Consider the following 26,349-nt stretch of genomic DNA (forward strand, 5'->3'; position numbering starts at 1 on the left):
GAAACCGGAAGGAAAGACCGTGTCCGACACCACCGTCTCCGAGAACTCAGCGTCCGGATCGACGACGCCCGAAGTGACGACCCCCGCGCCCGAGGGCGGCAAGCCCGCCCGCCTCGGCCTGCGCGGCTACCGCAAGCACGCCTGGACCGTGATGCTGTGGGCGATCCTGCCCCTGTGGATCCTCATCGGGTTCTACGCCCCGGACTACGAGTACATGGCGGGGATCATCGGTGAGATGTCCATGGCGAACCCGTTCATCATCTTCGTGCTGAACACGCCGGCGATCGCCGCCCTGGTCGTCCTGCTGTCGTACGACGGATGGCGCGGCGTCGCGAACTTCGGCCGCTCCCTGGTCCCGCGCAGGAAGGACCTCGTCTGGATCCCGGTGCTCGTGGCGATCATGGCCGCGTACATCTGGGTCATCCGCTACCTCTGCATCCTCTTCGGCATCGAGGTGCCGGCGGAGCCGCTGGGGCCCGTCGACGGGCTCCTGAAGTTCCTGTCGCTCATCGTGATGGAGATCGGCATGCTGGCGATCGGCGCCGGCTTCTTCGGGATCTTCCTGCCGCTGATGAACCGGGCGACCGGCAGCCGCATCTGGGGCGGCGCGCTCACCGGGCTGGGCATCGCGGTCTTCGTGGCGCCGGGGATGCTGCTGTCCGGGCCCGAGCAGGCGGTGGCGTGGCCGCTGTACGCGGTGCAGCTCTCCGTCCTGGGCATCTCCATGAACCTCCTGCTGCCCGTGACCAAGGGCAACACCTGGTTCTTCATCATCCCGTTTTGGGTCTCCGCGTCCGGCAGCCACCTGGGGCTGTACGAGTTCAAGCTCGACACGCAGTACATCCAGATCGTCCTGTGGGCCGCGCTCACGGTGGTGCTCTACCTCGTGCTCAAGGCCCGGGGCGGCGGCAAGCTGGCCGACGAGCTGCACACGTTCCCGGAGTACCTCGAGAACGAGTACACGACGCGTCAGGGCGCTCCCTTCCCGGGCCAGGGCGACCGGAGCAAGGAGACGGCGGCGGTGTCCGGGACGCCCGCGGCCGCCGAGGCGGGGACGGCATGAGCTCCGACGTCCTCTGGCACCTGCGGGAGTCGGCCGGGCGGCAGATCGTCATGTTCCCGTTCCTCGGCGGGTTCGGGGCGTCGTTCAACCGCCTGATCGGCCGGCTCGACGGCGACTGGGACGTGTGGACGGTGAACCCTCCCGGGCACGGGACGTCCGTCCTGCCCGCGGTGACCCGGCTCGACGAGCTGGTCGACCTCTACCTCCGGGAGCTGCGGGACGTGCTGCGTCCCGGGGCGGTGTTCTTCGGGCACAGCATGGGCGCCGTCGTCGGCTACCACACGCTGCTGGCGATGACCGGACGCCCGGAGTTCGACGGGCGGCGGCCGGCGGACCTCGTGCTGTCGGCCTCGGCCGGGCCGCGGGAGCTGCCGGTGGTGGGTCTCGCCGGGCTGCCGGAGCCGGAGCTGATGGCGCACCTGCGGTCCTTCGGCACGTTCCCCGAGGAGGTGCTGCGGGACCGGTCGATCATGGAGCTGTTCCTGCCCGCCTTCCGTGCGGACTACGAGGTGCTGGAGGAGATCCGGCGCCGGCCCGTGACGCGGCTCGACGTCTCCGCCCACCTCATCCTGGGTGAGCGGGACACGCAGACGCCCGCGGGCACGCCGCAGGTCTGGCAGGAGTACCTCGTCCGGCCGCTCCGGTACCACCACCTGGACCGGGCCGAGCACATGTTCGTCCTGGACGAGCCGGAGCGGGTCGTGCCCGTCCTGGACGACCTGAACCGCGTTACGGCGGGGGCGTTGTGAGCACCGCCGAGAACGTGCTGACCGAAGACGTCGCCGCCGGCGACCCCAGGGAACAGCGCCGCAACTACCGGGCCTTCCTGATCATCTGGGCCTCGCAGCTCGTCGCGCGGCTGGGCAACGGGCTGACCGCGTTCGGGCTGGGCGTGCACGTCTACCAGGAGACGGGGACCACCTCGTCCGTGGCCGCCGTGACCATGGCGGCCTTCCTGCCGGGCGTGCTGCTCACCCCGTTCGCGGGAGTGCTTGCGGACCGGTTCGACCGGCGGCTGCTGATGATCCTCGGCGACACGTTCTCGGCGGTGGGCCTCGTCCTGCTGCTCGTCGCGCTGTCGACCGACGTCGCGAGCGTGCCCGTCATCTGCCTCTGCGTGGGGCTGAGCTCCGTGTTCACCTCCGTGATGGACCCGGCCTACCGGGCCACGATCGGCGACCTGCTCACGCCCGAGCAGTACGCGAGGGCCGGCGGCCTGGTGCAGCTCGCGGGGGCGGCGCAGTACCTGATCTCGCCCGCGGTCGCGGGCGTGCTGATGGCGGCCTGGGACATCGGCGTCGTCGTCATGATCGACGTCGCGACGATGGCCGTGACCGTCGGCTGCATGCTGCTCGTGTGGCGCACCATCCGTGGCACGACGCGGGGCGGCTCGGCGCAGGAGGGCGCGACCGGCTCGTTCTGGTCGGAGTTCCGGTTCGGGGTCACGTTCATGGCCCGCAACCGGGCCGTGACCGTGATGATGCTCCTGATCACGCTGGTCACGTTCTGCATGGGCTTCCTGGTGACCCTGCAGACCCCGATGGTGCTCGACCTGTCGGACGAGGAGACGCTCGGCACCATCCGGTCCGTGGCGGCGGTCGGCATGCTCGTGGCGAGCATCGTGATCAGCGCCGCCGGCCTGGGCACCCGGCACCGCGCCTACCTGGCCGCGGGGCTGGCCGGCGGGGGCGTCGCGGTCCTGGCGATGGGGACGACGCCGAACGTCTGGGCGATCGGCGTCTTCACGTTCCTGTTCTTCGCCACCCTGCCGGTGCTGAACACGAGCGTCGAGGTGCTGGTCCGCGCGGCCATCCCGAACGAGACGCAGGGCCGGGTCTTCGGCCTGATGGGCCTGCTCTCGCAGCTCGGCTACATCGTCGCGTACGGGATCTCGGGGCTGCTGGCCGACCACGTCTTCAACCCCCTGCTCACCGCCGACGGCGCCCTGGCGGAAACCGCCGGGCAATGGGTCGGCGTGGGCGCCTCGCGAGGAATTGGCCTGATGTTCATCCTCGTGGGCCTGATGCTCGTGGCCATCGCCGTGGTGGTCTACCGGGCGAGGAGCATCAGGACGATCGAGCAGGAGTACGCCCGGCAGGCCGCCGCCGAGGCGAACAAGAAATGAACACTTCGACCCGGCCGCGACCGCGGCGACAGCGAAAGAGGAACTGAGAGAAATGGCGATCGTCTACATCATCGGGGGCGGTATCCTCACCGCGCTCGTCCACCTGTGGATCCTGGGTTTCCCGGCCGACGAGGCCAAGATCATGCACACCCTGCTGCTGCACCAGTTCGTGGTGTCGCACGGCTTTATCGCTGTCGGCGGATTCATCATCAACGTGCTGTACCCGGAGCGAACCGCCGCCAAGCTCGGCTGGCCGGGCGGACCGTTCCAGGTCAAGTACGGTTTCGCCCAGTTCGGGCTGGGTGTGATGGGTGTGCTCGCGATCTGGTTCCAGGGTAACTTCTGGGTGGGCGTGCTGGTCACGCTGTACATCTACGGCCTGAGCGGGCTGTGGACCCACACCCAGGAGGTGGTCCGCAGGCGCCGCGAGACCGGTGAGTGGGCCCGGATCGAAATCTTCAACCTAGTCCTCGACGTGATCTACCACCTCGTCCTCACGTGGATGTCGTTGCAGATCCCGGGAGTCTGGAGCTTCCAGTGAAAAACGGAGATCGGCTTTATCTCCGGTACGCCTTCAACGACCTCACCAAGAACAAGGGCATCAATGCGGCCCTGATCGTCATCCTGATCCTGAGCGCCTTTCTCATGGCGACGGGGTCGATGGTGATCGAACGCATGGCGGGAGCGGTCGGCGGCCTGTTCGAGCAGGCGAAACCGCCGCACTTCCTGCAGATGCACAAGGGCGAGTACGACACCGCCGCGCTGGAGGCGTTCGCGGCCGAGCACGACGAGATCGACTCCTGGCTCGTGACCGAGATGCTCGGCTACGAGAGCAACGCGCTGAGCTGGGAGCGCCCGGAGACGGGTGAGTCCGGCGACCTCAGCCAGAACCGGTTCGACAACCTGTTCGTGACGCAGAACGACGAGTTCGACTTCCTCGTCGACGGCGAGGGGAACATCCCGGAGCCCGGGCCGGGCGAGGTCTGGATCCCGGTCAAGTACCAGCAGTCGCTCGGCCTCCAGCCCGGTGACGTGCTGACCGTCGCGACCGACTCGGGGCCGTTCTCGCTGGACGTCGTCGGCGTCGTGAAGGACGCGCAGATGGCGTCGTCGGCCAACAGCGCGACGCGGGTCCTGATCTCCGACCAGGACTTCGAGACGCTGCGCGGCGACTCGAGCAACCTGCCGGAGATCATCGTCGAGTACCTGCTGGCGGACGCCGGCGGGGCGGACGCCCTGCAGGCCGCCTACGAGGCGGACGACGCGCTGCCGAAGGAGGGCCCGGCGATCACGGCCGCGCAGATCCAGGTCATCAACACGCTGAGCGACGGCCTGTCGGCCATGGCGCTGATCTTCATCAGCCTGCTGCTCATCGTCATCGCGCTGCTCAACCTGCGGTTCGTGATCAAGGGGACCCTGGAGGACGAGGTCCGCGAGATCGGCGCGATGAAGGCGATCGGCATCCCGAACCGCGCGATCTCGGGCCTGTACCTGTCCAAGTACAGCGTGATGACGTTCGTGGCGTGCGTGATCGGCGGCCTGCTCGCGATCTTCGCGACGATGTTCCTGACGCAGAACCTCCAGGCGAACTACGCCGCGGCGCCGATCGGCCTGTGGACCTTCCTGGTGCCGCTCATCTCGCTGGCGGTCGTCTTCCTGATCGTGGTCGGGATCTGCCGCAACGTGCTCGGCGCGGTGAAGAAGATCGAGGTCGTCAACGCCCTCGTGCACGGCAGCACGCTGACCGAGAAGCAGACCGCGCGGCGCGCCAGGCGGCAGGCCTGGTGGGTGCGGCGGACCACCCTGGCGTCGTCGTCCGGCGGGGACATCAACACGCGCCTGGCGTTCCTCGACCTGCGGGCCGAGGCGGGGCAGTGGCTCCTGGTGCCGGTCGTGTTCTTCCTGACGGCGGTGCTGATCACCATCCCGGTGAACCTGCTGACCACCTTCGAGAGCCCGAAGTTCGTCGAGTACCTGGGCCTGCCGGAGCGCGACCTCGCCGTCGCGGTGCAGTACCAGGACGACGTCGACGAGTTGCGCCACGAGGTGCTCGGCGCCCTGGAGGGCGACGAGCGGCTGAGGGACCTGGAGCTCTTCGCGAGCGTGCAGTACCGGACCGAGGGCCCGGAGGGCACGGTCGGCGTGCCGGTCCAGATCGGCGACTACTCGGGCGACACGATCGAGTTCATGCAGGGCGCCGCGCCCCAGGCCGGGCAGATCGCGCTGTCGGCGCTGCTCGCCACCGAGCTGGAGAAGGGCGTCGGCGACACGATCACCCTCGACCAGGACGGCACGGCGTCGGACGTCGAGATCAGCGCCATCTACCAGGACATCACCGCGGGCGGCAAGACGGCCAAGATGAGCGGTGAGGTGCCCGACGGCGCGACGGCCTACACGTTCTACGCCAACGCGGCGGACGGCCAGGACCCGGAGCAGGTCGCGGACGCCCTGGCGGAGCAGTTCCCGCGGACCGCGGTCTACCCGCTGGCGGAGTACCAGAAGCAGTCGTTCGCGGGGACGACGACGGCGTTCCGCAGCGCCTCCTGGATCTCCCTGATCTTCGGGCTGGGGGTGGCCGTGCTGGTCACGAGCCTGTTCCTGAAGCTCCGGCTGACGCGGGACCGGTCGAAGATGGGCGTGCTGACCGCGATCGGGTTCTCGGGGGCCGAGATCATCTCCCAGATCCGGCTGAAGGTGCTGGTCACCGTCGTCCTCGGCGTCCTGCTCGGCGTGGTGTTCGCCGCCACGGGCGGGGAGGGCTTCGCGGCCGTGCTGCTCAACATGATGGCGCTGACCATCTCGGACCTGTCGTTCATCCCGAACCCGTGGCTGGTGTACGCGCTGTTCCCGCTGCTGCTGCTCGGGGCGGGCTACGTGGGCGTCGTCCTGCTGACCGCGGGGATCCGGACCGCTGACAAGAGCCAGTGGCTCAGGGGATGAGGAAAGAATCATGAATCAGGCAATGACGAACGAGGCCACGACGACGACCACGACGCTCGAGTCGCGGGAGCTGACCAAGACGTTCTACTCGACCGAGCCGCCCACCGAGGTGCTGCGGGGGATCGACCTGGCCGTGCGGCCGGGGGAGTTCCTCGTCGTGATGGGCGCCTCGGGCTCCGGCAAGTCGACGCTGCTGTACTCGATCAGCGGGATGGACCGGCCGACGTCCGGCACGGTGCTGCTGGAGGGGCGCGAGCTCACGTCGCTCAGCGACTCCGAGATGAGCGAGGTCCGGCTGACGAAGATGGGCTTCGTGTTCCAGCAGGCGCACTTCCTGGGCAACCTGGACGTGCGGGACAACATCCTGCTGCCCGCCCTCAAGGGGACCGACCGGTCCGGCCGGGACGCCGCGATCGCGCGGGTCGACGCCCTGATGGAGCGGTTCGGGATCGCGCACATCAAGGACCACGGCATCACGCAGGTGTCCGGCGGCCAGCTGCAGCGCGCCTCGATCTGCCGTGCGCTGGCCGGCGAGCCGTCCGTGCTGTTCGCCGACGAGCCCACCGGCGCCCTGAACTCGTCCATGACCGGTGAGGTCATGGACGCGTTCACCGGCGTGCACCGCGACGGGACCACCGTCGTCATGGTCACCCACGACCCCGGCGTCGCCGCCCGCGGCGACCGCGTGATCTACCTGCGCGACGGCCAGGTCGTGGACGAGAAGGCGATGGGGTCGTGGCAGGAGCCCGAGGCGCAGCAGCGCGAGGACGAGCTCCTGGCCTGGCTCCGGGAGCTCGGCTTCTGACGTCCCCCCACACCAGAAGGAGAACCTCATGAACGAGACAGACTTCAGGAACGCTCTCGCGGCCTTCGCCACGAAGTCCGCGGACGAGCTGGAGATGAGCGACCGGCTCGACGAGATCGGCGTCGACTCGATCAGCGTGTTCGAGCTGATGATCCAGATCGAGGACACGGTGGGCGAGCACGCCACCAAGATCGACGAGGACATGACCACGGTCGCGGACCTGTACGACCACGTCCAGAAGGCCGCCGCGCTCGACAACGCCTGACCTCACCACCGCCACGTAGGGGCCCGCGAGAACGGCCTCTACGTGGCGTGCCCGGAGAACGGCCGGACAAAACCCAAGGAGAGCCATGGAAAAGGTCGTCATCACAGGCATGGGCGTGATCAGCCCGATCGGCGGCACCCTCGCCGAGTTCGAGGAGAGCCTCTTCGCCGGGCGGCACGGGATCGCCCCCATCGAGCACTTCGACCTCGGCGACATGACCACCAAGGTGCACGCCCCGGTCAAGGACTACGACCCCGCCCGGTACTTCTCCGAGCGCGAGGCGCACCGGATGGACACCTACAGCCAGTACGGCATGATCGCGGCACGGGAGGCGGTCGCGGCGTCCGGGGTGCTCGACGGCGTCGACCCGTACCGGATCGGCGTCTACATGACGACGTCGTTCGGCGGCACGGGGACGCTGCTGGGCGAGTACGACACCCTGCTGGAGAAGGGCGCGGGGAAGGTCTCGCCGCTCACGGTCCCGAGGTTCTACGGCAACATCCTGTCCGGGCTGGTCGCGATCGACACCGGCGCCCGCGGCCCGGCCGCCGCGCACCTCGCCGCCTGCGCGTCGAGCGCGCTGAGCATCGGCGAGGCGATGCGCGCCATCCGCCACGGCTACGTGGACGCCATGATCTGCGGCGGCGCGGAGGCCTCCACCCAGAAGCTCGTCGTCGCCGGCTTCCAGAACCTGCGCGCGCTGACCGCCGAGTCCGACCCGGACCGCGCGTGCGTGCCGTTCGACAAGGACCGTTCCGGCTTCGTCATGGGCGAGGGCGGGGCCGCGCTCGTCCTGGAGAGCGAGTCGCACGCCCGTGCCCGCGGTGCCCAGATCCTCGCCGAGGTCTCCGGCTACGCGCTGACCGACGACGCCGCGCACATGACGGCCCCCGCGATGCACGGCGAGTCGGCGGACCGCGTCATCACGGACGCGCTGGCCGACGCCGGTCCGTCGGACGACACCCTCTACGTGAACGCCCACGGCACCAGCACCATCAAGAACGACAAGCTCGAGTCCGCGGCGATCGCGCGCACGCTGGGCGGCAAGGCCGTGGTCTCGTCGACGAAGTCGATGACGGGCCACCTGCTGGGCGTGGCCGGCGCGATCGAGGCGGTGGCGTCCGTGCTCGCCCTGCGGCGGCAGACCGTGCCGGCGACGGTGGGGACGCGCGAGCTGGACCCGGACGTGCAGGTCGACGTCGTGCACGGCGCGGCGCGGAGCATGGAGTTCTCCCGCGCGCTGTCGCTGTCCCTCGGCTTCGGCGGCCACAACGCCGCCCTGGTCATCGACCGCGCGTCATGACCGGCGGCCGTGCGATCGAGCTGGCGATCGCGCGGCCGGATCTCCTGGACGATGCCGCCTTCCGGCGGCTCCGCGCGGGCCTGCCGCGCTGGCGGCGGGAGCGGGCGGACCGCTGCCGGCGCAAGGCGGACCGGTACGCGAGCGTGGTCGCGTTCTCCCTGCTGCAGTACCTGTGGCGGGAACGGGCCGGCGGGCCCCTGCCCGGCGTCGTGAGCGGGGAGCACGGGAAGCCACGGTTCGCGGGGGCGCCCGGCTGGCACTTCAACTGGTCGCACGACGCGTCGGTCTGCGTGTGCGCGCTCGGGCCGGCGCCGCTCGGCGTGGACGTGCAGCCGCGAGTCCGGTACAGCGAGGCGCTGTTCGCCCGGATCGCGGCGCCCGGTGAACGCCACCTCGCGGGCCGGCTGCGTGCGGCGGACGACCTGAGCCTGCTGTGGACGCGCAAGGAGGCGGCCGTGAAACGCACCGGCAGCGGCCTCACCGTCCCGCTGGACCAGCTCGACACGACGGCGTCCGGCGACATCCTCACCCTGGCGATCGCCGAACCGCCGTGTCATCTCAGCGTCACCGCGGACGGCTACACCGAACCCGAGCTGCGGACGGCGCTGCGCACGCGGTTCCTCGTTCCCGCGCCGGGGGCCGGGTCGTGGACGCAGGCCCGGCCGTCACGGGCGGTCCAGGACCAGGCATGCGTTGTGGCCGCCGAAACCGAGGGACAGAGACAGCGCGCGGTCCAGGTCGGCCGGCTGTGAGGCCCCGGTGACGACGTCGATCTGGACGTTCTCGTCCAGCTCCGTCGTGCCGACGGTCGGGGGTACCGCCTGGTTCCGCAGCGCCAGCACGGACGCCACGGCCTCGATCGCGCCCGCGGCCCCGAGCAGGTGACCCGTCATCGACTTGGTCGACGACACGATGGCCTTGCCCCCGAGCACCCGGGAGATCGCCGCCGCCTCGAGCTTGTCGTTCTTCACCGTGCCCGTGCCGTGCGCGTTCACGTAGACGGTCTCGTCCCGGCGGCCCGCCTCGGTGAGCGCGTCGAGGATCGCGCGGTCCACCGCCTCGCCGTCCTCCGCCGGCGCGGTGATGTGTGACGCGTCGTTGGTGATGCCGTAACCGGCCACGACGGCGTGGATCGTGGCGCCGCGCGCCTTCGCGTGCGACTCGCTCTCCAGCACGAGCGCGGCCCCGCCCTCGCCCATCACGAAGCCGCCGCGGTTCCTGTCGAACGGGAGGCAGGCGCGGTCCGGGTCCGACGCCGTGGTCAGCGCGCGCAGGTTCTGGAAGCCCGCCATCACGAGCTTCTGCGTGATGCCCTCGCCGCCGCCGCAGATCGCGGCGTCCGCGTACCCGTGGCGGATGGCGCGCAGCCCCTCGCCGATGCTCGCGGCGCTCGACGCGCAGGCCGCGACGTGCGCGAGGACGGGTCCCTTCGCGCCGTGCTCGATCGCCACCAGGCCGGAGAGCATGTTGCCGATCCACTTCGGGACCAGCATGGACGACACGCGCCGGGGGCCGTGCTCGCGCATCGTCTCCGACTCGTCCAGGACCGTCCCGATGCCGCCGAAGGCGGTGCTCATGAACACCCCGAGCCGGAACGGGTCGACGGCGCCGGCGAGCCCGGCGTCCTGCATCGCCTCGCGGGCCGCGATCAGCCCGAACTGGCTGTAGGAGTCCAGGCGCCAGGCCATGTTCGCGGGGAAGTACTCCTCCGCCTCGTAATCCTTGACCGGGGCATGAACCTTCGCCGCCAGATCCGTGGTGTCGAAATGGTCGACGGGGGCAATGCCGTGACGACCGGCAAACAGATTCTCATTGAATTCGTTCACGCTTTTCCCGATGGGCGAGAACGCGCCCATGCCCGTGACGACGACCTTTTCCATTGTTTCTCCCGGGTGGTGGAGCGGCTTGCCTGTGCCGCTCGTAGCCTAGCGGGAAATGGTTCGAATGGGGGAGAGTGGTAGCAAGATTGAGACCCGGTGCGACCATTTTCACCCTAGGACGTGCGTCCAACTCAGCCAATTGCAATGTTCAATGCCCTGGCGTATCGAAATTTCACCCCCGCTCTGCCGGGCGCACGACGAAGCCCGGGCCCCGACGGCGGTGCCGTCGGGGCCCGGGCTCGGGCGGGCAGGGCGATCTACGGGTGGAACCGGACGCGCAGCGAGCTGTACCCGTACAGGAAGCTCGAGTACACGCGGGCGGGTTCCGCGCACACCTCGATGGAGCCGACGTGGCGGGCGACGGCCGACAGGACGGCCGACATCTCGGCCGTGCCGAGGTAGGCGCCCACGCAGTAGTGCGGGCCGAACCCGAGCGCGAGATGGGGGTTCGGGTGCCGGGTGACGTCGAGGGTCCCCGGGTTCTCGAACACGTCCTCGTCGTCGTTCGCCGAGGTGTTCCAGAGGCTGATGATCTCGCCCTTGCGGATCGTCTCGCCGGCGAACTCGACGTCGTCGGCCGCGCGGCGGGCGAAGTGCATCGCGGGCGTCGCCCAGCGGAACATCTCGTTGGCGGCGATCTCCGGGTCGGCCCCGTCGCGGAGCAGGGCGAGCTGCTCGGGGTGCTCGGCGAGGGCCTTCACGGCGACGATCGCGGACATCCGGCTCGTCTCGTCCCCGCCCAGGATGAGGCTGTAGCAGTTGAGCGCCGCCTCCTCGACCGTCAGCGGCCTGCCGTCGACGGGGGTCGTGGCCAGCATGCTGACCATGTCGTCGCCGGGGTTCTCCTGCCGTTCGAGCACGAGGTCGGCGAGGTACATGACCAGCTCGTTGCGGGCGGCGAGCGCTTCGATGTGATCGGTGCCGGCCTCCTCGGCCGACAGCACGAGCTTGTTCCAGCCCAGCAGCTTCGGCCGGTCGGCCTCGGGGATGGACAGCAGGTCGCAGATCGTGGCCAGGGGGATGTGCTCGGCGATCCCGGCGGCGAAGTCGAACTCGCCCGCGCCGACGGCCTCGGCGACCAGGCGGTCCGCCCGCTCGTTGACGTCCCGGACCACGGGTTCGAGCACCTTCGGGGTCAGGGCGCTGTGCTGGACCGAGCGCAGCCGGCGGTGCGTCGCGCCGTCGCTGACCGCCATCATCTTGCCGCCCGCGGGGTCGTCGCCGCGCACCACGACGTCGAGCACCGTGCCGCGGCCCGAGAGGAACTGGCGGACCCCCCGGTAGGCCTTCTGGATGTCCGCGTGCCGGGTGAGGACCCAGAAGCCCTCGCGCCCCTCACGGGCGGGGTGCCAGTAGACAGGCCCGGCCTTGCGGGCCTCGCGCCAGAAGTCCCGCGGCTCGTGCTCGACGAACGTCCGCGGATCCATGAGGTCCACCGATGTCAGGTCGGGAATCAGACTGCCCTGCACTGTGGCCATGGCGGCACGCTAGCACCGGCAGATCCAGCAAAAGCCGCGAATCCATCGACCGCCGGGCGCCAAAATAGCGCGGCGGACCCGCTTGACACGGCCGCTCCGGAACGCCCCGACCGGGCCGCCGGATAATGTGTTCGCATGTTCGCCGAGGTCGAAGGTGTCAAGCTCCATCACGTCGTGCACGGCCCGGAGGATCCCGGGGCGCCCACGGCCGTCCTGATCCACGGCTTCGGGGTGGACCATCGCCTCATGGCGGGCGCCTACGAGCCCGTGTTCGCGGAGCGCCCGGGATGGCGCCGGATCTATCTCGACCTCCCCGGCATGGGCCGCACGGTCGCCCCGGAGAGCGTCGCCGGCACCGACGACGTCTTCCGCGTCCTCCGCGCCGCCGTCGACGAGCTGGTCCCCGGCCCGTACACGGTGATCGGGCAGTCGTACGGCGGCCTGCTCGCCCGCGGCCTCGCCGCCGCCCACGACAGGGTCGAGGGCATCGGCCTCGTGGTCCCGGTGATCGAGGCGGAGCACGCGCGCCGGGTCGTGCCGGACCGGCAGGTGCTGGTCCGGGAGCCCGCCCTGGTCGACGAGGTCGGCGACGCGGCGCTCGACGCCGACGACGACATCCACGTCGTCCAGACCCGTGCCGTCCTCGCGCGGTTCGCCGCGGAGATCGCGCCGGGCCTGTCCGTCGTCGACCAGCGCGCCGTCGACCGGATCTCCGCCGCCTACGCGGGCACGTTCCCGCTGGAGCCGCGCCCGTTCGGCGGGCCCGGCCTGTTCGTCGTGGGCCGCCAGGACCACGTCACCGGCTACCGCCAGGCGTGGGACCTGCTGGAGCACTACCCGCGCACCACCTTCGCCGTCGTCGACCGCGCCGGCCACCACGTCCACCTGGAGAGCCGGGCGGTGTTCGAGGCCCTCGTCCACGAATGGCTCGACCGCGTCGAGGAGTCCCGCTCCGCCTGAGCGGGCTCAGCGGCCGGCGATCCGCAGGACGCGCGCATGGGCGTCGGCCATGCCAGGATCCCGCAGGCGCGGATCGTCGGGTGCCCGGCCGGACAGGACGGCGTCGAGGTAGCGCCGGTCCGCGTCCAGCCGGGTCATCGGCGCGTACGACGGCGTGCCGTGGCCGGGCACGAGGACGGACGCGGCCCGCACGTAGGGCTCGAGCCGGTCCAGGCCCGCGAGATAGGCCTCGAGATCGTCGGGGTCGAACGGGAGCGGGATCTCGGTGTCGCTGAGCATGTCGCCGGCCACCAGGACGCCCGGGCCGGGCAGCCACAGGGCGGAGTGCCCGGGCGCATGGGCGTCGTGCGTGACGACCTCGTGGGGCGGCAGGGCGCCGTCCGGGCCGGGGATGCGGGTGCCCGGGCGCCCGTCGTCGTCGGGCATCGCCGTCACCCGGCCGAACAGGGCGCGGACCGCGCCGTCGTGCGACCCGGCGGAATCCGCGGCCAGGTCGTCGAGCAGCGCGTCGCGCTGCGCGGCGACGACGGCGACGGCGGCCGACGACGCCCACCGCGGCGTCGCGCCCCCGAACCGCGGGTGCCAGAGCAGGTGGTCGTAGTGGGCGTGGGTCGAGAACCCGGCGGTCACCCGCACGCCGAGTCCGTCGAGGTCGTCGGCGATCCCGTCCAGCTCGTCCTGCTCCCAGGCGGGATCGACCAGGATCCCGCCGGGCCCGAGCGCCAGCGTCGTCGTCGTACGCATCCGACGGCTCGTCCGCACGAGCACCTGGTCGGCCACCGCGGTGAACGTCACGGCCCAACGGTAGCCGCGGCCGCCGGGTTGAACCGTTTCAGTCCGGCGTGCCAGACTCGGCGCATGCGACGACGCACGGCCCCCAGCGCCTTCGACCCCTCCGCGGTCCGCCCCTGGAACTCCGGCCTCGACGGCCTCGCCTTCGGCGGCGACTACAACCCCGAGCAATGGGCCGAGGAGGTCCGGCTCGAGGACATCGAGCTGATGCGGGAGGCGGGCGTCAACATCGTCAGCCTCGCGATCTTCGCCTGGGCCTCCGTCGAGCCCCGGGAGGGCGAGTTCGACTGGGGCTGGCTCGATGCCACGATGGACCGCCTCCACGAGGCGGGCGTGCGGGTCGCGCTCGCCACCGCCACCGCGGCCGTTCCGCCGTGGCTTACGCGCAAGCACCCGGAGATCCTGCCGCAGCGCGCCGACGGCACCGTGCTCCACCAGGGCTCCCGCCAGACCTACTCGATCCACCACCCGGTCTTCCGCGACTACGCCCTCGGTACGGCCGAGCGCGTCGCCCGCCGCTACGCGGACCACCCGGCGCTCGCGCTCTGGCACGTCGACAACGAGCTCGGCTGCCACTGCCCCCGTGACTACTCCCCGGCCGCCGCCGACGCGTTCCGGGAGTGGCTGCGCGCCCGGTACACGGATGTCGACCGTCTCAACGAGGCCTGGGGGACCGCCTTCTGGTCGCAGCGCCTCGGGTCGTTCGACGACGTCCTGCCGCCGCTGGAGACGACGGCGATGCAGAACCCGACCCAGCGCCTGGACTTCGACCGCTTCAGCTCCGACGCGCTGCTGGACTACTACCGCGACCTGCGTGATCTGCTGCGCGAGGTCACCCCGCAGGTGCCGACCACCACCAACCTCATGGCCGGCAGCCACGCGGGGATGGACTACTTCTCCTGGGCGGACGACCTCGACGTCGTCGCCAACGACCACTACACGACCGCGGCGGACCCGGACCGCCACGTCCAGCTCGCGTTCTCCGCGGACCTCGCCCGCGGCATTGCGGGCGGCGCCCCGTGGATCCTCATGGAGCACTCCACGAGCGCGGTGAACTGGCAGCCGCGCAACCGCGCCAAGCAGCCGGGGGAGATGCTGCGGAACTCGCTGGCGCACGTGGCCCGCGGGTCCGACGCCGTGATGTTCTTCCAGTGGCGCCAGAGCAAGGCGGGCGCGGAGAAGTACCACAGCGGTCTGGTGCCGCACGCGGGCCGCGACTCCGAGCTGTGGCGCGACGTCGTCGCGCTCGGCGGGGCGGTGCGGGCGCTCGGTGAGGTGCGCGGCTCGCGGGTGCTCTCCCGGACCGCGCTGGTCTTCGACTGGAACGCCTGGTGGGCCTGCGACCAGGACGTGCACCCCACCGAGGGGCTGCAGTACCTGGACCAGGTGATGGCCTGGTACAAGGCGCTGTGGCGGCTGGGCGTGACGGTCGACGTCGTCCCCCCGTCGCGCGACCTCGACGGCTACGACCTCGTCGTCGTCCCCAACCTCTACCTCGTGTCCGACGACGACGCCGCGCGCGTCCGCGCGGCAGCCGACCGCGGCGCGACCGTCCTGATCACCTACTTCTCCGGCATCACCGACGAGCACGACCACATCCGCCTCGGCGGTTACCCGGGCGCGTTCCGCGAGCTGCTGGGGGTGCGCACGGAGGAGTTCTTCCCGCTGCAGGAGGGCGAGACGGTGCGGATCTCCGGGGAGTCGCTCCCCGGCGGCTCGGCCCCGGCGGACCTGTGGACGGAGAAGTCCACGATCGCCGACGACGTCGAGGCGGTCGCCACCTACGACGACGGCCCTCTCCCGGGCCGCCCCGCGATCACCCGCCGCCCGGTCGGGCCCGACGGCGCCGCCTGGTACGTGGCAACGCGTCTTTCCGACGACGGCGTCGCCCACCTGGCCCGCCGTATCGCGACCGAGGCGGGCGTGCTCCCGGCGATTGCGGTCCCGGACGGCGTCGAGGCGGTCCACCGCGTGGCGGAGGACGGTACCGGCTACATCTTCGTCATCAACCACACGGACGCGGAGGTCACCCTGGACGCGACGGGCGCCGTGCCGTCGTCGGCCGCCTCCGTGCCGACCGGCACGGACCTCCTGACCGGCGAGACGTTCTCGGGCGAGGTGTCGATCGCCGCGGGCGCCGTCCGGGTCCTCCGTCTGGCCGCCTGACCCAGGCACCCCTTGGTGTGGCACTCGGCGCGGTGCCGGCTCGGGCCCTCGTGATCTCGATGAGTCTCATCTCGACGAGGTGGCCTGGCCGGCACGGCGCCGGGCCATGCGCCGGGCCATGTGCCAGCCATGCGCCGGCGGTCCGAGCTAGAACGGTGGTAGCGCGTCGGTGTCGCTGTTCGAGGTCGGGGAGATCGCCCTCGAGGTTGCCGGGGGTGTCGTCCTGGAGGCCGGGGTTGCGGGGTTCTTGGGTGGGCGGGCGACGGTCAGTCGCGGGATCGGCTGCGGTACCGGTATCGGTGGTTGTCGGAAGCTGCCTTCGGGCTTGGTGGGGCTGGCGTTGTCGTCGCCGAGGTCCTGTCGCCCGGGGCTGGTGGTGTCCTGCCGTTGCTGCCTGTTGGCGTTCCGGTCATTGGTGCCGCCGGCTTGCCGCCGGTCGCGATCCCCTGTGGGGTGTCCTTCTGGTTTGCGGGGGTTCGGATCGTCGGTGGTGTTGGTGTGCTGCGAGTTCTGGGAGGTGGTGTCGTGCTGCTCCGGGGTGTGGGTGTCCTGGCTGCTGGGGTCTTCTTCCTGCCGCTCGCGCGTGCCGCTGGACTGCAGTTGGTCGGGGTTGCCGGTGGGTGGCGTGTGGTTCGGGTGGTCGTCCTTGGGAACGTCACTTTCGGGCGCGCTGTTCTCGGGCAGGTGAGTGTCGGGTGCGGTAGTTCCTGACGCGGCGGTCCCTGCCGTGGCGGTGGCGGTCCCTGCTGTCCCTGGCTCGGCGGTTCCTGGTGTGGTGGTGCCAGGTAGCTGGATCTGGTTGATGGTCTGGTAGCGGTGCTGTGGGTCGGTGGGTTCGGGTTGGTAGGTGGCGGTGTGGCCGGTGGGTGAGGTCCAGTGTTCGGTGCCGGTGGCGGGGTCGCGTTGGACTTCCCATCCGGCGAGGGTTTTGAGGTTGTGGTGTGTGCGGCACAGGGCGTGGAGGTTGTCGGCTCTGGTGGGTGGTGGCTGGCCGGGTGTTTGGGGTTGCTGGTGGTTGTAGGGGTCGATGTGGTCGAGGTCGCAGCCGGTGGCGGGTCGGTCGCAGCCGTCGTGGGTGCAGGTGCGGTCGCGGTGGCGCACGGCGTCGCGGAGGTGGGCGGGGGGTTGGTAGGCGGTGGTGCCGTAGTCGGTGAGGATTCCGGTGACGGGGTCGGTGACCAGGCGTCGCCAGAGTCCTTCGGCGGCGATCTCGCGGGCGAGGTCGGCGGGGATGGGGCCGAGGTGGTCCAGGATCCCGGGGGTGTGGTCATCGGGGTTGGCCAGGACGGTGGCGGGGACGACGACGTTGATCGTGGCGGGTACCTCGATGCCGCGGATCACGACCCCGACCTCACCGGCAGGCGGTGCGTTGTCGATCGGTCGGGGTGCGGTGGACAGGATGCCGTCGTCCTCGTGGGGGACGGGCACGAGGTCGGTGTCGGTGGACGGTTCCACGAGCATGCCGGGCGCGGTCACCGGGACGCTGAGACGGGCCTGTGCGGTGTCGGTGTCGCGGCTGACCTGATCCGCGTGCGTCGTGCCGACGTCCGCTGCGCTGCTCGGGTCCCCGGCCGTCGTGTCCACGCCGGCCGGAACCCTCCGGTCGTGGTGGTCGAGGCGGTCTTGGCGGCCGTGACTGGTGTCGCTGTTGCGGCTGTCGTCGCTGGAGTCGCTGGTGTGTTCGTCGATGGGGTGGGGGATGATGCGGCCGGTGATGAGGGAGGTCAGGGCGGCGGCGCGGGCTTGGCCGCGGGTGCGGGTTTGTCCGGGCAGGCGCAGGAGCTGGTCGGAGCCGGCTTGGACGGCGTTGTAGACGCGGGCGGCGTCCTTGGCGGGTAGGAGCGCGGACAGCAGGCCCATGCCGGGCCCGGCGATCTCGAGCCACACGTTGGAGCGTTCCTCGGCCCGGCGGACCTCCAGGGTGGATCCGTGCAGGCGGACGGTCAGGGCGTTGAGCTGGTCCGACAGCCATTTCCAGGTTCGTGACGGGGCCTCAGGCAGCAGGACCTCGATCGCGGCCGCACGCTCCTGCTCGGTCAGGCCCTGGCCGGCACGCAGGAGCGTGTCGGCCTTACGCGCGGTGACCTGCCCCGATTCCAGGGCGTGCAGGACCTGAGGGAACCGGGCACACTCATGCGCGCGGATCACTGCCTCACTCCCCTCCCGCGCGGTGACCTTGAGCCGGTCCTTCACGATCGTGGCCGCCTGCTCCACACCCATCACCCCGCCCTGCTCCCTGACAAGCACCGCCCCGGCCCGCGCCTGGACCGCCCGCGCCCACGACACCAACCGCTCCGCCCCAGCAATCACCACACCCAACTCCACCGAATCCAACCCCGACAGCACCCCATCACGCCGCGGCGTGACCGAATCCCCCGGCGTGACCGGGCCTGACACGACTGGGCCTGACACGACTGGGCCTGCCGCGGCCTCCACGACGCTTGACGCGGTGGTCAGGGTTTCCAGCAGCGATGCGAGTTCCGGCCCGGGCGCGCACTCACGCACCCGGGCCAGCAGGCCCGCCACAGCGTCGTCATCGAGACCTGCCTGCAGTGACACGCCGCCGTCCGGAATCCGCGGCGGGACTCCGTCACCCCGCGCCTCGTCGTTCGACCTCCGCGGTGCCGCGCCGTCGTCTGGCACGGGTCGTGACATGCGGCCGCTCGGCAGCTGCGGCGCCACGCCGTCGCCTGGCAGCGGTCGTGACATGCCGCCGTGCGATACCTGCGGTGACATGCCGTCGCCCGGCGTTGCATCACTCACTGTGCCCACCCCCAGCCGGTCTATTGGATCGCCGTCTGTTCGATCCTATGACTGGATCACACTCCCTGCTACTCCAAGAATGAACCTGTGGATAAACATCATCGGCGGCAGGAAGACGATAGCCTCGTACTGGATTCACCATCGCCAGCCCGTGCCTCACCTCGGCACAGAAGGGAATCGTCCTGTGTCTGACCAACAGCGCCCCCGGCGCTCGTTCCCGACGCCGACCGCATCAAGCACCCGCTCGGAGGCTGGGAAGCAGGGTCAAGCCGGTCGGGCCGGCAAGCCCGGAAGGAGGTCAACGTGAGGATCGCTCCATGGCTCGCGGGGACGAGCGACGAGGCAGGGGACACGCTGGGTCTCCGCAGCGAGAGCGGCACATCTCCAGGGTGCTGCGGGCCCGGGGCCCGGGAGGGGACACTGTGAGCGTGTCAGCCAGTCGCCCCAACAGTCATGACGTCGCGCGGGCCGCCGGGGTCTCGCAGTCGACGGTGTCCTACGCGCTGTCCGGCAAGGGGACCATCGCGCCCAGGACCCGCGAGCGCGTGCTCGCCGTCGCGGCGGAGCTGGGCTACCGGCCGAATCTTGCCGCGCGGTCGATGCGCACCCGCCGGTCCGGCCGGGTCGCCGTCGTCACCAGCACGGCCGCCGAGGTCCGCATGAGCATGCTCTCGGGCGCCGCCGAAGCGGCGGTGGAGGCCGGCTACGCCGTCGACACGCACAGCGTCAGCGGCGCCGCCCAGGACCGCACCGATCGCGTCGTCGAACTCGCGCGCAGCGGGCAGGTCGAGGGCGTTCTCACGTTCCTGCCGGTCGTCCCGGACGGCCTCACGACGGACGACGGCGCCGCGCCCGTCGTCGCCGTCACCGCACTCGACGAGCGGATGCGCAGCACCGGCGAACTCGCCGACGCGAGCCTGCTCGCCGACGTCATCGCGGCCCTGGTCGACGCCCGGCACCGGCGCTTCCTGCACGTGGGAGGCCCGGCGGACTTCGCCTCGGCACGCGCCCGTCGCGACGTCTACGTCGCGGAGACCGGGCGGCACGACGACGTCGAGTCGCTCGGCGAGATCGTCGGCACGTGGTCCCCCGAGTCCGGACGCGAGGCGATCCTCGCGCTGCCCGACGACGCGCCCCCGCTCGCGGTGATCGCCGCCAACGACCACATCGCCCTGGGCGTGATGCGGGGTGCGTCGGAACGTGGGTGGCAGGTGCCGGGTGACGTCGTCGTCACCGGCTGGGACGGCGCCACCTTCGGTGCGTACACCACCCCGGCTCTCACCACGATCACTGTCGACTTCCGCGAGGCGGGCGCCCGCGCGATGCGCCGCCTGATCGCCGCGATCCGCGACGAACCCGCTCCGACCCCCGCCGCCCCCCTCCAGCAGATCCTCTGGCGCGAGTCCACGGGCCCGGCCCGCTCCTGAACCCTCGGGTGCCGCGAATCCCGACACGGGCACCACGGCACCGCGCCCTACGGCACCGCACCTGACGCTATGCGGCACCGCACCCACGCGCGCCGCAGCACCGCATTATGCGGTTCCGCGCCTCCGTACTGTGCGGCACTGCGCTACTGCGTCACCACGCGGCCTCGCCCACCCGCGCCGCCCGCCCACTCGTGCACGGGCACGTGCACCTACGGGCGCGCCCAAGTGCACACCCACGTGCGTACCCGCGCGCCCATCCGCCCGCACCGCCCGCTCACGAGGCACCCCACCCACCTGCCAGGTGCCCACACGCCACGCGGCACCACGCCACACACCACCGCACCACCACTACCTACGCCAGATCACGCCCCCTTGATCCACCACGCACCGCGGTGCCGCCCCTAGGTGGAGGGCTTGACATCCGCCCCGCGCCGGCTGGCATGATTGAACCCGCATCATACGTATGATGCTCTTGTTCGACGGGCGTCCAACGGAGGAAGCATGCTCAGGATCGGGATTGTCGGGACCGGCGGGATCTCCGCCGCGCACGTCGAGGGGTACCTCCGGTTCCCGGAGGAGTGCCAGGTCGTGGCGGCCTGCGACATCGTGCCCGGGAAGGCCGAGGCCCGGTGCGCGGAGCTCGGGCTGTCAGGTGTCCGCGCCTACGAGCACATCGACGCCATGCTCGCGGCCGGGGAGCTCGACCTCGTCAGCATCGCGACCCCGCCGTCGACCCACGCCGAGCTGACGATCGCGGCCCTGCAGGCCGGCGTCGACGTGCTCGTCGAGAAGCCGATGGCGCCGTCCCTCGAGGAGTGCGACGCGATGATCGCCGCAGCCGCCGAGAGCGGCCGCCTGCTGTCCGTCGTCGCCCAGAACCGCTTCCGCGACGACATGGCCACGCTCAAGGAGGTCGTCGACTCCGGCCTCGCCGGCCCTGTCTCGCACGTCCAGGTGAACTCGTCCTGGTGGCGCGGCACCGCCTACTACGACCTGTGGTGGCGCGGCACCTGGGAGTCCGAGGGCGGCGGCTGCACGCTCAACCACGCCATCCACCACCTCGACCTGACCCTGTGGATGCTCGGCGCGCCGAGCTCGGTCACCGCCGTCCTGACCAACGCCGCCCACGAGAACGCCGAGGTCGAGGACCTGTCGGTGGCCGTCCTGCAGTACGAACGGGCGCTCGCCGAGGTCACGAGCTCGGTGGTGCACCACGGCGAGGAGCAGGCGATCGTGGTGCACGGCCGGCACGCACGCGTCTCCCAGCCGTGGAAGGTGGTCGCCTCCCAGGCGGAGCCCAACGGCTTCCCGGCGCCCGGCGGCGACCCGGCGCTGGTCGCCCGGATCGAGGATCTGGCCGCGGCCCGGAGCCCGCTGGAGCACGTCGGCCACAACGGTCAGATCGGCGACATGCTCGACGCGGTACGACGGCGTCGTCGTCCCGCGATCGACGGCGGCGACGGACGCCGCGCCATCGAGCTCGTGACCGCGATCTACCAGGCCGGCATCGAACGCCGCACCGTCGACCTGCCGCTCCGGCCCGGCGACCCGTACTACCGCGCCGGCACGCTCGTCGAACGCGCGCCGCGCTTCTTCGCCAAGACGGCATCGGTCGGCGAGCTCCCCGGCGCGATCGTCGTCGGCAGCAGCAACGACGGCGACCGCTAGCCCGCCACCCCGCCACACCACCCATCGCACGACCCGACGATCCAGGAGCACAGCCATGACCGCGACCAGCGGCGCCAGTTACGCCCCCGAGCCCATCCCCGACCCGGTCGTCGGCCCGGGCGACTTCCCGTTCGCCGCGATCGGCCTCGACCACGGGCACATCTTCGGCATGTGCGAGGGCCTCGAGGCCGCGGGCGGCACCGTGACATGGGTCTACGACCCGGACCCCGCGAAGGTCGAGGTCTTCCGGGGCAAGTTCCCCGGCGCGCGCGTCGCGCGCAGCGAGCAGGAGGTGTTCGACGACGACGCCGTCCGCCTCGTCGCGGGCGCCGCCGTCACCTCGGAGCGCTGCGCCCTGGGCCTGCGCGCCATCGAGGCCGGCAAGCACTACTTCACGGACAAGGCGCCGCTGACCACGCTCGACCAGCTCGCCGCGGCCCGCGAGGCCACGGCACGGACCGGGCTCAAGTACGCCGTCTACTACTCCGAGCGACTCCACGTCGAGGCCGCCGTCCTGGCGGACCAGCTCGTGGAGCGGGGCGCGATCGGCCGGGTGCTGCAGGTCATGGGGCTCGGGCCGCACCGGCTCGGGACCGGCCGCCCCGACTGGTTCTTCGAGAAGGAGAAATACGGCGGCATCCTGTGCGACATCGGCAGCCACAACTTCGAGCAGATGCTGCACTACGCGGGAGCGAAGGACGCGAGGGTGACGCACGCCGCGATCGCCAACTACCACAACCCCGAGCACCCCGGCCTGGACGACTTCGGTGAGGCCAACATCGTCATGGACAACGGCGCCACCGGCTACTGCCGCGTCGACTGGTTCACCCCGGACGGCCTGTCCACCTGGGGCGACGGCCGCACCTTCCTCCTCGGCACGGACGGCTACATCGAGCTGCGCAAGTACGTGAACGTCGCCACGGAGAAGGCCGGCGGCCACGTCTTCCTGGTCAACGACGACGGCGAGCAGCACCTCGTCGCGAACGGGAACGTGGGCTTCCCGTACTTCGGCCGCCTCATCCGCGACTGCCTGGACGGCACGGAGACGGCGATGACCCAAGAACACGCCTTCAAGGCGGCGGAACTGAGCGTCCAGGCCCAGCTGCGGGCGACGGACCTCACGCCGCGCTGACCCCCGCACCGCCGATCGACGTCGCTCGCCGGAACCGACCTGATCCGGCGAGCGATGTCGCCTGTCGCGACGAGCGTCGCGGCCCCGCGCGCCCGTGCCGCGACGCCCGTCGTGCCGCGACGCCCGTCGTGCCGTGCCTCAGTTCACGCCGCCCTCCGGTTCGTGGATCGCCTGCTCGTCCGTGATGCGGGTCGGCTGGCCGAGCAGGCGGTTCGTGATGAAGGTGAGGACCCACAGGAACAGCCCGATGGCGAGCAGCCATCCGGCGATCTGGTACTGGATCGGGTCGCGCCCCGTCCACGGGCCGACGAAGAACGCGCACGCCAGCGCGCCGATGATCGGCAGCACCGTCGGCGCCCGGAAGTGCGTGCGGTCGATCCGGTCCCGGCGCAGCACCAGGACGCAGACGTTCACGATCGCGAAGACGCCCAGCAGGAGCAGCGCCGTCGTCCCGCCCAACGCGGCGACGACGTCGTTCTCCGGGTCGATGCTCACGTAGTAGATGAGCCCGAACGAGATCACCGTGGTGACCACGATCGCGGCCCACGGCGTGCGGCGTCGTGCCCCCACCTTCCCGAGGAACGACGGCAGCACGTTCTGCTTCGCCATGCCGTACAGCAGCCGCGACGCCATGAGCATGTTGATCAGCGCCGAGTTCGCCACCGCGAACATCGAGATGAACGGCAGCACGTCACCGGCGGGGAAGCCCGGCAGCGCCGTCTCCACCACCGTCACCAGCGGGGTGTCGGTGGCGCCCAGCTCACCCACCGGCACGATCGCCACGGAGATGATCGCCACCAGCACGTAGATGACCCCCGTGATCCCGATGCCGGTGATCATCATCCGGGGGAAGTTGCGCACCGGGTCGTGCGTCTCCTCGGCCATGTTCACCGAGTCCTCGAAGCCGACCATCGCGAAGAACGCGAGCGACGTCGCCGCCGTCACCGCGAAGAACGCGCTCTTGTCGTCCGGGCTGTCGAAGACGACCGTCCGGCTGAAATCGGCGTTCCCCGCGAACGCCGCCCAGAAGCCGACCAGGATCACCAGCAGCAGACCCGACAGCTCCACCAGCGTGAGCAGGATGTTCGCCCGCACGCTCTCGCTGACGCCCCGCAGGTTGATCGCCGCGACCAGCGCCATGAAGATCAGCGCGACGGTGATGATCAGCGTGGCGTTGGTCTCGTCCAGCCCGAACCCCACCGCCAGGTTGGACGCGAACGCGCGCGACGCCGTCGACGCCGACGTGATGCCCGAGCACATCACCGCGAAACACACCATGAACGTGAACAGGTGCACCCCGAACGCCTTGTGCGTGTACAGCGCGGCCCCGGCGGCCTGGGGGTACTTCGTCACGAGCTCCAGGTAGGAGAACGCCGTCACCAGCGCGATCAGGAACGCGACGATGAACGGCACCCACGCGGCCCCGCCCACCTCGCTCGCGACCTGGCCCGTCAGGGCGTAGACGCCGGTGCCCAGGATGTCACCGACGATGAACAGCAGCAGGAGCTTGGGCCCCATGACCCGTCGCAGCTCGGTGGGTTCCTCCCCGAGCGCCGCATGATTCTGCGAAGAAGCCTGTTGACTCATCACGACCTCCATGCCTCGAAAAATCCGGGGCCCCATTGCCCCGATGATCCAACAAGCCTGTCGTAAAAGGGTCAACTTCGGCAATAGGAATCGCCAGTACGGTGTCGACCATGCCATCTTGGTCGGTGGGAGCGTGACCATCAGCCGGAATGACATGCTCGTCGGCCGGAATTACCTTGTGGACGACTCCCGCACCACCAGCTGCGGCTCGAACATCACCTGCTCAGGGGCGGCTCCTTCCGGTCGGAACAACAGGTCGGCGGCCCGCGTGCCGAGTTCCACCGTGGGCTGCCGGACGGAGGTCAGCGGTGTCGCGAGCTCCGCGGCGAACGTGACGTCGTCGTACCCCACCACCGCCATCTCCTCCGGTACCTGGATCCCCTCGCGGCGCAGCGTGCGCAGCACGCCCAGGGCCACCAGGTCGTTCACGCAGAACACGGCCGTGGGGCGCCGGTCCGGCGCGAGTTCCAGCGCCTCCCGGATCCCCGCCTCGCCGCCGTCCGGGCTCAGCGCCGGAACCGTGATCTCCAGGAGCGCCGCCCCCGGGTCGCGGCCCGAGTCGGCCAGTGCCATCGCCGCGCCCGCCATGCGGTCCCGGCACTGCCGGATCGTGTGCGGGCCGTTCAGGAACGCGATCCGCTCGTGTCCCTGCGCCAGCAGGTGCTCGACGGCGAGCCGCCCGCCCGCGACGTCGTCCACCGCCACCGACGACACCTCCGGCACCGGCGACGGCCGGTCCAGCAGTACCGCCGACGTGCCCCGCTCGTGGATGGCCAGCACGTGGTCGATGTCGTCCGTGGCCGGGCTGACGATCACGCCCTGGACGCCGTGCTCCTCGTAGAGGCGCAGGTAGCGGCGCTCGCGGTCCAGGTCCTCGTCCGAGCCCGCGACCATGAGCGTGAACGAGTCGCGCTCCAGCCTGTCCTGGATGCCCCGGGCGGCGTCGGTGAAGAACGGGTTGGACAGGTCCAGGACGACGACGCCGACGCTGGTCAGCGTGCCCGCCCGGAGCTGCCGGGCGGAGCCGTTGCGCACGAAGTTCAGCTCGGCGATGGCCGCCTCGACGCGCTCGCGCGTGGCGGGCAGGACGCGGTCGGGTTTGTTGAGAACGTTTGACACGGTGCCGACGGCGACGCCGGCCGCCTTCGCGACATCCGTGATGGATGCCCGGCGACGGGACGGGGGCGGGCTCGACGCCTTCGTGGAGGTGGCCATGCCTTCCATTATGGAACGTTTCGGCGAAGCCGGGGTCCGGTAGTGTTGAACCGATTCAAAACGACGAGGAGGTCGACGATGACGGACGGGACGACGGCGGGCGGTCCGGCGGTGGGCGACACGCCCGGAGGTGGCCCGGCAGCGGAACCGGCGGCAGTGAGCGCGGTGGCCGGAGGCGACCCGGCGGCAGGCCGCCTGGCGGCAGCCGGTCAGGCGGCGGCAGGCGGCCCGGCAGCAGCCGGTTCGCGGGAAGGCGACACGACGGCGAGGCGCGGCCGCGTGTGCTTCACCTCGCGGGTCCGCCCCGACCGCCTCGGCGAGTACCGCGCGGCCCACGCCGCGGTCTGGCCGGAGATGCTGGAGGCGCTGCGCGACACCGGCTGGCGCGACTACCACCTCTACCTGCGCGACGACGGCCTCCTGGTCGGCGTCCTGGAGACCGACGACTACGACGCCGCCCAGGCCGGCATGGCGGCCACCGAGGTCAACGCCCGCTGGCAGGCGGAGATGGGCGGCTTCTTCGTCGACGACGGCAACCCGGACGAGGGCTTCGTGATCCTCGACGAGGTGTTCCACCTGGAGGCCCAGCTCGCGGCCGCGGGCCTGCCCGTGTCTCCCGGCGCCACGCGGTAGCGCACTGTCTCGTCCCTGGTGGCGGCGTGTTCCGACGCCTGTGGCGAGCGCTTTCCGGGTACCGTTTGGTCATGGCTTGACCTGGATCCGGAGGTCGGGCTACGCTCATCTTGAATCGTTTCAAGGCGGAGATGATCCGCCGCCGCA

At 70.9% G+C, this 26,349-nt stretch carries 21 protein-coding genes; 15 read left to right on the forward strand and 6 right to left on the reverse strand.

What is annotated here, in order from left to right:
* The first annotated feature begins 19 nt into the window (after positions 1-19).
* The 9 genes from ABD208_RS00630 (at position 20) to ABD208_RS00670 (ending at position 9,253) form a co-directional block, all read left to right on the forward strand.
* Positions 20-1,063 carry a hypothetical protein gene (locus tag ABD208_RS00630; RefSeq protein WP_344098730.1) on the forward strand — a complete coding sequence of 348 codons (1,044 nt, stop codon included), beginning with the start codon at positions 20-22 and terminating at the stop codon, positions 1,061-1,063.
* Positions 1,060-1,812 (forward strand): thioesterase II family protein, encoded by a 753-nt coding sequence (locus ABD208_RS00635; protein ID WP_344098731.1) that lies wholly within the window; start codon positions 1,060-1,062, stop codon positions 1,810-1,812. The genes ABD208_RS00630 and ABD208_RS00635 overlap by 4 nt, the downstream gene beginning before the upstream one ends.
* Positions 1,809-3,188 carry an MFS transporter gene (locus tag ABD208_RS00640; protein ID WP_344098732.1) on the forward strand — a complete coding sequence of 460 codons (1,380 nt, stop codon included), beginning with the start codon at positions 1,809-1,811 and terminating at the stop codon, positions 3,186-3,188. The genes ABD208_RS00635 and ABD208_RS00640 overlap by 4 nt, the downstream gene beginning before the upstream one ends.
* A gap of 52 nt (positions 3,189-3,240) precedes the next feature.
* Entirely contained in the window at positions 3,241-3,729 is a 489-nt protein-coding gene (locus ABD208_RS00645; RefSeq protein ID WP_344098733.1) for a DUF6790 family protein, read from the forward strand.
* Positions 3,726-6,128, forward strand: coding sequence for an ABC transporter permease (locus ABD208_RS00650; RefSeq protein ID WP_344098734.1), 2,403 nt, complete (start codon positions 3,726-3,728; stop codon positions 6,126-6,128). The genes ABD208_RS00645 and ABD208_RS00650 overlap by 4 nt, the downstream gene beginning before the upstream one ends.
* A gap of 10 nt (positions 6,129-6,138) precedes the next feature.
* Positions 6,139-6,933, forward strand: a complete 795-nt coding sequence (locus ABD208_RS00655) for an ABC transporter ATP-binding protein (RefSeq protein ID WP_344098735.1) — start codon at positions 6,139-6,141, stop codon at positions 6,931-6,933.
* Positions 6,934-6,961: 28 nt separating this feature from the next.
* A complete protein-coding gene (locus tag ABD208_RS00660; protein WP_344098736.1) occupies positions 6,962-7,198 on the forward strand; it encodes a phosphopantetheine-binding protein in 237 nt (78 codons plus the stop codon).
* Positions 7,199-7,283: 85 nt separating this feature from the next.
* A complete protein-coding gene (locus tag ABD208_RS00665; protein ID WP_344098737.1) occupies positions 7,284-8,501 on the forward strand; it encodes a beta-ketoacyl-[acyl-carrier-protein] synthase family protein in 1,218 nt (405 codons plus the stop codon).
* A complete protein-coding gene (locus tag ABD208_RS00670; protein WP_344098738.1) occupies positions 8,498-9,253 on the forward strand; it encodes a 4'-phosphopantetheinyl transferase family protein in 756 nt (251 codons plus the stop codon). Before ABD208_RS00665 ends, ABD208_RS00670 begins: the two co-directional genes overlap by 4 nt.
* Here ABD208_RS00670 and ABD208_RS00675 read toward each other — a convergent pair.
* Entirely contained in the window at positions 9,167-10,381 is a 1,215-nt protein-coding gene (locus ABD208_RS00675) for a beta-ketoacyl-[acyl-carrier-protein] synthase family protein (protein WP_344098739.1), read from the reverse strand. The genes ABD208_RS00670 and ABD208_RS00675 overlap by 87 nt on opposite strands.
* Positions 10,382-10,638: 257 nt before the next feature.
* Complete coding sequence (locus tag ABD208_RS00680) at positions 10,639-11,859, reverse strand: cytochrome P450 (RefSeq protein WP_344098740.1); 1,221 nt, start codon at positions 11,857-11,859, stop codon at positions 10,639-10,641.
* Between the two features lie 135 nt (positions 11,860-11,994).
* On the opposite strand from ABD208_RS00680, the gene ABD208_RS00685 reads away from it, so the two are divergent.
* Positions 11,995-12,819, forward strand: a complete 825-nt coding sequence (locus tag ABD208_RS00685) for an alpha/beta fold hydrolase (RefSeq protein ID WP_344098741.1) — start codon at positions 11,995-11,997, stop codon at positions 12,817-12,819.
* 6 nt (positions 12,820-12,825) lie between these two features.
* Here ABD208_RS00685 and ABD208_RS00690 read toward each other — a convergent pair whose 3' ends face one another.
* Positions 12,826-13,614 carry an MBL fold metallo-hydrolase gene (locus ABD208_RS00690; protein WP_344098742.1) on the reverse strand — a complete coding sequence of 263 codons (789 nt, stop codon included), beginning with the start codon at positions 13,612-13,614 and terminating at the stop codon, positions 12,826-12,828.
* 63 nt (positions 13,615-13,677) lie between these two features.
* Here ABD208_RS00690 and ABD208_RS00695 point away from each other — a divergent pair, with 63 nt between their 5' ends.
* Positions 13,678-15,777, forward strand: a complete 2,100-nt coding sequence (locus ABD208_RS00695; RefSeq protein ID WP_344098743.1) for a beta-galactosidase — start codon at positions 13,678-13,680, stop codon at positions 15,775-15,777.
* 147 nt (positions 15,778-15,924) lie between these two features.
* Here the strand turns inward: ABD208_RS00695 and ABD208_RS00700 are convergent, their stop codons facing one another.
* Positions 15,925-18,090, reverse strand: a complete 2,166-nt coding sequence (locus ABD208_RS00700; protein WP_344098744.1) for an HNH endonuclease signature motif containing protein — start codon at positions 18,088-18,090, stop codon at positions 15,925-15,927.
* Positions 18,091-18,968: 878 nt separating this feature from the next.
* Between ABD208_RS00700 and ABD208_RS00705 the strand changes: the two genes are divergently transcribed.
* The 3 genes from ABD208_RS00705 (at position 18,969) to ABD208_RS00715 (ending at position 22,767) form a co-directional block, all read left to right on the forward strand.
* Positions 18,969-19,967, forward strand: a complete 999-nt coding sequence (locus ABD208_RS00705) for a LacI family DNA-binding transcriptional regulator (protein ID WP_344098745.1) — start codon at positions 18,969-18,971, stop codon at positions 19,965-19,967.
* Positions 19,968-20,468: 501 nt separating this feature from the next.
* The gene (locus ABD208_RS00710; RefSeq protein ID WP_344098746.1) at positions 20,469-21,635 is read left to right on the forward strand and encodes a Gfo/Idh/MocA family protein; all 1,167 of its coding nucleotides are present in this window, start codon (positions 20,469-20,471) and stop codon (positions 21,633-21,635) included.
* A 55-nt stretch (positions 21,636-21,690) separates the two neighbouring features.
* Entirely contained in the window at positions 21,691-22,767 is a 1,077-nt protein-coding gene (locus tag ABD208_RS00715) for a Gfo/Idh/MocA family protein (protein ID WP_344098747.1), read from the forward strand.
* Positions 22,768-22,905: 138 nt separating this feature from the next.
* On the opposite strand, the gene ABD208_RS00720 is transcribed toward ABD208_RS00715, so the two are convergent.
* Entirely contained in the window at positions 22,906-24,354 is a 1,449-nt protein-coding gene (locus ABD208_RS00720; RefSeq protein WP_344098748.1) for an APC family permease, read from the reverse strand.
* Positions 24,355-24,525: 171 nt separating this feature from the next.
* Positions 24,526-25,569, reverse strand: a complete 1,044-nt coding sequence (locus tag ABD208_RS00725) for a LacI family DNA-binding transcriptional regulator (RefSeq protein ID WP_344098749.1) — start codon at positions 25,567-25,569, stop codon at positions 24,526-24,528.
* A 279-nt stretch (positions 25,570-25,848) separates the two neighbouring features.
* On the opposite strand from ABD208_RS00725, the gene ABD208_RS00730 reads away from it, so the two are divergent.
* Positions 25,849-26,202, forward strand: coding sequence for an L-rhamnose mutarotase (locus ABD208_RS00730; protein WP_344099983.1), 354 nt, complete (start codon positions 25,849-25,851; stop codon positions 26,200-26,202).
* Positions 26,203-26,349: the final 147 nt, after the last annotated feature.

This window comes from Myceligenerans crystallogenes (genome assembly GCF_039529775.1).
GTDB lineage: Bacteria > Actinomycetota > Actinomycetes > Actinomycetales > Cellulomonadaceae > Myceligenerans > Myceligenerans crystallogenes.